The organism is Microbacterium sp. (assembly GCF_032084865.1).
GTDB lineage: Bacteria > Actinomycetota > Actinomycetes > Actinomycetales > Microbacteriaceae > Microbacterium.
In genome coordinates, this window is sequence record NZ_DAMDLU010000198.1 from 1 (window position 1) to 3461 (window position 3461).

A 3461-nucleotide genomic window follows, 5' to 3' on the forward strand; every position below is an offset into this window, starting at 1 on the left:
CGGAGCGGCGACGACGCCGGCGGCGCTGCGGAGCGGGCTTGCCGTCGCGGTGCTCGCTGGTCGCGTCGCCGTCGTGCGTGCCCGCACCGTCGGCCTCGCGTTCTGCGGAGGGAGACGAGCCGGATGCCGGCTCGGTGCCTGCGGTGCCCTCGGCGCCTTCGGCGAACGTGGCGCCCACCTTCTCGGCATCCGAGCCACGACGACGGCGCCGGCGCCGCTTGGTGGTGCCCTCATCGGTGACCTCCGCGGCGGCATCCGCTGCTTTCTGCGGCTGACGCTGGCGACGCTCCGACTCGGGCTTCTCGGCCTTCGGAGCGGTGCGCAGCCGACCCTTGGTGCCCTCCGGGATGTCGAGGTCGCTGAACAGGTGCGGGCTCGACGAGTACGTCTCGACGGGCTCGGGCTGGCCGAACTCGAGGGCGCGGTTGATCAGCGCCCATTTGTGCAGGTCGTCCCAGTCGACGAACGTGACCGCGATGCCCGTCTTGCCCGCGCGGCCGGTGCGGCCGGCCCGGTGCAGGTACGTCTTGTCCTCGTCGGGGATCGTGTGGTTGATCACGTGCGTGACGTCGTCGACGTCGATGCCGCGGGCGGCGACGTCGGTGGCGACGAGCACATCTCGCTTGCCGGCCTTGAAGGCGGCCATCGAGCGCTCGCGCTGCTCCTGGCCCATGTCGCCGTGCACGCCGCCGACGTTGAAGCCGCGGTCGCTCAGCTCGTCGACGAGCTTCTGCGCGGCGCGCTTGGTGCGGGTGAAGATGACCGTCTTGCCGCGACCCTCCGCCTGCAGGATGCGGGCGATGATCTCATCCTTGTCGAGCGAGTGCGCCCGGTAGACGATGTGCTTGATGTTCGCCTGTGTCAGGCCCTCGTCGGGATCGGTGGCGCGGATGTGGATCGGGTTCGACATGAACCGGCGCGCCAGCGCGACGATCGGGCCGGGCATGGTCGCCGAGAACAGCTGGGTGTGACGCACGGCGGCCACCTTGGTGAAGATCTTCTCGATGTCGGCGAGGAAGCCGAGGTCGAGCATCTTGTCGGCCTCGTCGAGCACGACCTCGGTCGCGTTCGAGAGGTCGAGCAGGCGCTGGTTGGCCAGGTCGATGAGGCGCCCCGGCGTGCCGACCACGATCTGCGCGCCGGCCTTGAGCTGGTCGATCTGACCCTCGTAGGCCTTGCCGCCGTAGATCGCGACCACGCTGGTGGAGCGGTTCGAGGTGAGCAGGTCGATGTCCTCGTACACCTGCACGGCCAGCTCGCGGGTCGGCACCACGATGAGCGCCTTGACGCCGTGCTCGGGATCCTTGCCCAGGCGCTGCACCACGGGGATGCCGAAGCCGAAGGTCTTGCCCGTGCCGGTCTTGGCCTGGCCGATGATGTCCTGCCCGGGCAGGCCCAGGGGGATGGTCTGCTCCTGGATGGGGAACGCGTCGACGATGCCCTTCGCGGCGAGCGCGTCGACGATGTCCTGATCGATTCCCAGATCAGCGAATGAAGTCACAGTGTTCTCTTGCCTGTCCGGCGCGAGCGCGGAGTGTGCCACGCGGGCGCCTCGTAACGGATCCACGCCGTCTCAATGCAGCCACAGGCGCGGGGCCCTGCTCCGATGGCAGGACGGGACAAGCCTACCGGAGGACAGCCGTTCGCCCAGTAGTCTGGGCGGGTGGTCAACTGGTTCTGGAAGCGCACGCCCCAGCGGCGGACGCTGAAGCTGCGCGGCCGCGGCGAGACGAGCGGCACCACACGGGTCGACTTCGCCGAGCTCGCCCCCGAGCTGAACCGCTTCCTCGGGCAGGCCGCCTATCTGCAGCTCGGCTACTTCGAGACGCTCAGTCGCGGCATCCGGGGCACCCAGGAGCTGGCCCGCAAGGAGGCGCTGTCGCGCGCCGCCGGTGCCGCTCTCGACAAGCATCGCGGGATCGTGCAGGTGATCGCCGAGCGCGGTGACGACCCGACGCAGATCATGCTGCCGTTCCGCGAGAACCTCGACGAGTTCCGTCGCAAGACCATCGGCGAGCGGCAGGAGGAGACGCTGCTCGCGGTGTACCTCACGGCCGGTATGCTCGACGACTTCTACCTGGCGCTGGCCGGCAGCTACGGCGAGACCGGGGCACGGGTCGCCGCCATCCTCCGGCAGGACGACCGCGGCGGGGAGATCGTCTCGATCATCCAGCAGACGATCGAGAGCGACGACGAGTGGCGCTCGCTGCTGTCGATGTGGGGGCGCCGCCTCGTCGGCGACACGCTGCTGGTGTGCCGCGACGCGCTGCGCCCCGGCCGTCTCGTGGCGGACGATCAGCGGATCGAGCCGGTGTACACCGAGCTGATGGGCGCGCACGCCAGGCGGATGGATGCCATGGGGCTCGCCTCGTAGCATCCCGATCCGCCGGGGCATCCGGCGGCGAACCGCGTCAGATGCCGAGCGCCTGCTTCTCGAGCGCGTCGCGGCGCGTGCGCTGCGCCGTGAGGACGAGAGTGGATGCCGTGGACAGCGCGAGCCCGGCGCCGATGCTCACGACCCAGAGCCACACGTCGCCCTCGACGACACCCGCCCACTGCATGATCGTGTAGACCGCGGCGGTCGTGGCAGTCGCGACGGCCGGGGTGACGGCCACGCCGCGCAGCTGCCGCTGCGGCAGGAGGAAGTGCAGGGCGACACTCAGCGAGCACGCCGCGATCAGGGCGAGCAGGATGTACATGTCAGGCGAAGAAGCCGACGCGGCGGGACTCCTCGGTGCCCAGTTCGACGTAGGCGAGGTTCGCGGTAGGCACGATGTACGAGCTGCCCTTGGCATCGGTGAGGCTGATGTGGCTGGCGTTCTGCTCGAGAGCGGCGACCACCTGAGCGCGCACCTCGTCAGCGGTGCTGGAGGTGTCGAAGCTCAGCTCACGACCGGTGTTGATGATGCCGATGCGGATTTCCACGCGATCTCCTCAGGTTGGGCGAACACCGGCAACTCTACCGGCTGGCCCGCGGGCGGGCGGGCGGGCGGCCGCGATTTCGCCGTGGGCGCACAGGCGCACCGCACCCGGCCTCGACGCCCGGTGTCGGCGGACCGCTATACCGTGGAGGCATGATCCCGGATGCCGCGCAGCTCGCCGTCGTGAACGGCGACGCCGCCGCATCCGGCGTCATCATCGGGGCGCCGGGCACGGGCAAGACGAGCACGCTGATCGACCGGGTCGTGCATCTGCTCGCCACCGGTGTGTCCGCCGACGAGGTGCTCGTGCTCACACCCAGCCGCCAGGCGGCCACGGCACTGCGCGACAGGATCGGCGTGCTCATCGACCAGGCGACGCCGGGTCCGCTCGCGCGCTCGCTCGGGTCGTTCGCCTTCCAGCTCGTGCGCGGTGCGATGGTGCATGCCGGGCACGAGCCGCCCGCCCTGCTCACCGGCGCCGACCAGGACCGCATCCTCGCCGATCTGCTCGCCGGCGACGCAGAGGACGGGATGCGTCGC

At 70.3% G+C, this 3461-nt stretch carries 5 protein-coding genes; 2 read left to right on the forward strand and 3 right to left on the reverse strand.

The annotated features are described in order from the left end of the window. Positions 1 to 1501: DEAD/DEAH box helicase (locus RT309_RS14205; protein WP_313358084.1), on the reverse strand; the 1501-nt coding region annotated here is incomplete at its 3' end. A 162-nt stretch (positions 1502 to 1663) separates the two neighbouring features. On the opposite strand from RT309_RS14205, the gene RT309_RS14210 reads away from it, so the two are divergent. After that, on the forward strand, positions 1664 to 2374 hold the full coding sequence (locus RT309_RS14210) for a ferritin-like fold-containing protein (protein ID WP_313358086.1): 711 nt from the start codon (positions 1664 to 1666) through the stop codon (positions 2372 to 2374). 37 nt (positions 2375 to 2411) lie between these two features. Here the strand turns inward: RT309_RS14210 and RT309_RS14215 are convergent, their stop codons facing one another. Beyond that, positions 2412 to 2699, reverse strand: coding sequence for a hypothetical protein (locus RT309_RS14215; protein WP_313358087.1), 288 nt, complete (start codon positions 2697 to 2699; stop codon positions 2412 to 2414). 1 nt (position 2700) lies between these two features. Next, positions 2701 to 2925 (reverse strand): DUF3107 domain-containing protein, encoded by a 225-nt coding sequence (locus RT309_RS14220; protein ID WP_313358089.1) that lies wholly within the window; start codon positions 2923 to 2925, stop codon positions 2701 to 2703. A 149-nt stretch (positions 2926 to 3074) separates the two neighbouring features. On the opposite strand from RT309_RS14220, the gene RT309_RS14225 reads away from it, so the two are divergent. Beyond that, positions 3075 to 3461: UvrD-helicase domain-containing protein (locus tag RT309_RS14225; protein ID WP_313358091.1), on the forward strand; the 387-nt coding region annotated here is incomplete at its 3' end.

What these genes read in the sequence shown, in the direction of transcription:
- RT309_RS14215 (WP_313358087.1), bottom strand. Translation starts at nt 2,699, where the DNA reads ATGTACATCCTGCTCGCCCTGATCGCGGCGTGCTCGCTGAGTGTCGCC.